We start from the raw sequence: 2719 nt of genomic DNA on the forward strand, positions 1-2719 counted from the left end.
TGCGTATTTCGGGGAAGTTGAACGCCCGTTTCGGTGAAGTCGAACAGGCCAGGAGGGAGGTGCTGCGTAGTGCTTAGATTGTACTGCGCGTGTTCGAGATCAGGCTACTTTTTGATCAGGTGCGTTCTTCTTGCGCATCGAATCGCCCTTCAGCGGGAGCTTGTGAGCCTGATGGACGAGGCGGTCGAGGATTGCGTCGGCGAGAGTCGGGTCTTGCAGCCAGGCGTGCCAGTGGTCAAGGGGCAATTGGCTTGTAATGATCGTGGATCTCGTGCCGACGCGATCGTCGAGCACTTCGAGCAGATCGTTGCGCGCGCCCTGGTCGACGTCCTGCAGTCCCCAGTCGTCGAGCAACAGGACGTCCATCTTGGCGAGCTGCGCGAGCCGACGTGTAAAGCTGCCGTCGCCGTGGGCGATTTTCAATTCCTCGAACAGCCGCGCGACGCGCACGTACAGCACGGAGAAGCCCTGTCGGCAGGCCTGCTGGCCGAAGGCGCAGGCGATCCATGTTTTTCCGGCGCCAGTTGGCCCTGTCAGGATGAGGTTCTGTGCATTGCGGATCCAGTCACAGTTGGCGAGTGTGGCGACGATACTCTTGTCGAGCCCACGGCTCTGCCGGTACTCGATGTCCTCAACGCAGGCTTGTGGATTCTTGAGTTTCGCAGACTTGAGCAATCGCTCAAGCCGCCGGGTATCGCGCCAGGCGATCTCACGATCCACGACCATGCCGAAGCGTTCCTCGAACGACAGGCTCGTGCTGGCCGTCAGCGTCGCCTGTTCCTCGAACGCGCGAGCCATGCCGTCCAGCTTGAGGGCCTTGAGCTGGGAGAGGGTTTGCTGCATCAACATCGTGACCTCCTTGGGTCAGTGGTAATACTTGGGCCCTCGCACGTTCTCGTGCAGGGGCGACTGCCATTCGGTGGCCCCGTTTTGTGGCAGTGGCTGCTTGTCGGAGCCGGTTTGCAGGATGGTGCGCACGGACCGCTGGGTCGGCGCGCCAATCACGAGTGCGCGCTGGCACGCCGCTTCCAGCCGCTCCTTACCGTACTTGCGCGACAGCGACAGCAGACCCAGGCAGGCGCGGTATCCCATTTCCGGGTGCGGACGGTTCGTCAGCAAATGCCTGACGATCGCCTCGGCGCTGACGCCGATTGATGCGCCCCAGTTCAGCAACCGGCTCGGGGTCCATTCCATGTGGGCGCGGTAAGCCGCAGGCATATGCTCGGCTACGGTGGTGTACTTCCCCTTGAGCCGACTGCGAGCGTGGGCGGCGACGCGCTTGCCGCCGTGCAGGACTTCCACACCGTAACGCGTTACGCGCGCGTGCACTTCCTGACGCACAAGACTGTGCGGTGCGCTGTAGTAGTGACCGTCGACCTCGATGTGCGCGTCAATGTTGACGCGGCACTTCTGGAAGGTGGCGATTTCGTAGCGGCGCGTCGGCAGCGGGCGCAGCGCCGGTTTGTCGAGCCGCTCGAACCACTCGCGTCGAGTGCCATCGAGCTTCTTGAACGGCCGAGTATTCAGATCGTTGATCAGCCCGGCGATCGCCTTATTCAGTTCGGCCAGACTGTAGAACCGGTAATTCCGGAGGCGGGCGAGAATCCATCGTTCGACGATCTGTACGCCGACCTCGACCTTCGCCTTATCCTTCGGCTTGCGCGGGCGCGCGGGCAGCATCGCGGTACCGTAATGGCTCACGAAGTCCTGCGTGGTCAGGCCGAGCGTGGGTTCGTAGCGGTCGGCGTTCGAGATCAGTGCCCTCGGGTTGTCGGGCACAAGCAGCCTTGGCACGCCGCCGCAGAACTCCATCGCGTCAATGAGGCCGCCGATCCAGTCGGGTGTCGCTTCCGAACGCGTGGCGCACGCATACGTGTAATTCGATGCGCCGAGCACGGCGACGAAGATGTGCGCCTTGAACGCAATGCCGCCGGTGCGATCGAGAATCGGCACCGTTTGCCCGGCGTAGTCGGCGAACAACTTCTCACCGGCGTAATGTTGCTGGGGCATCGACCGCTTCAACGTCTGGGCCCAGTCCTTGTATCGCTGACAGAACTGCGTGTAGCGCAAGGTCTTCTGGCCGGGGTTCGCGCCAACGTACTCTTCCCACAGCAGTTGCAACGTCACGCCTTTGCGGCGCAACTCCCGATGAATCCAGGCGCAGTCAGGCTCCATGCGCTTGCCTGCGGCCATTGTCGGAACGGCGCCGTTGACTAGCAACTGCTCCAGCTCTGCCTCGGACAGCGGCTCGATCTTCGCCCAGTCCAGGCCGGCCGAGGCGGCAAGCTGCAAATATTGGGTAATGGTGCCGAGCCCGACCCCGAGCGCGCCGCTCACCTGCCGGTGAGACAGATTACAGGTCCATTTCAGGCGAAGCACATCTTTTATTTTGCGCATGGTCGTCCGGTGAGCCGGCATCGTCGGGTTCTCCCAAAAGGAGCAACCTTAACCGCCGGCCGATTGAGCCATCCGCAGTACCGCCAACCAAAACCGCGCCTTTCGTTTCGGCTCACCGAACACGCATTTCGGCGGAGTGAACAGCCGTTTCGGCGGGCTGAACACCGATTTCGGGAAGATGAACACGCGTTTCGGAGCGCCGAACACCGATTCCGGAATACCCCGAAACCGTTCGACTTCAAACGAAACGGCTGTTCACCTTCCTCCGGAAACCCTGTTCGACTTCAACCGAAATCCGTGTTCGACTTCGCCGAAATACGCA

General features: G+C 61.8%; 3 protein-coding genes. 1 reads left to right on the forward strand and 2 read right to left on the reverse strand.

Annotated features, from left to right (window positions below; all coding sequences use genetic code 11):
* Positions 1-99 precede the first annotated feature (99 nt).
* Positions 100-849 (reverse strand): IS21-like element helper ATPase IstB, encoded by a 750-nt coding sequence (gene istB, locus M3I53_RS37725; protein ID WP_254320795.1) that lies wholly within the window; start codon positions 847-849, stop codon positions 100-102.
* Between the two features lie 15 nt (positions 850-864).
* Entirely contained in the window at positions 865-2418 is a 1554-nt protein-coding gene (gene istA / locus M3I53_RS37730; protein WP_254320796.1) for an IS21 family transposase, read from the reverse strand.
* Between the two features lie 115 nt (positions 2419-2533).
* On the opposite strand from istA, the gene M3I53_RS37735 reads away from it, so the two are divergent.
* The coding region (locus M3I53_RS37735) for a hypothetical protein (RefSeq protein WP_254320797.1) at positions 2534-2719 on the forward strand (186 nt) is incomplete at its 3' end.

The organism is Paraburkholderia sp. CNPSo 3272 (assembly GCF_024206495.1).
GTDB lineage: Bacteria > Pseudomonadota > Gammaproteobacteria > Burkholderiales > Burkholderiaceae > Paraburkholderia.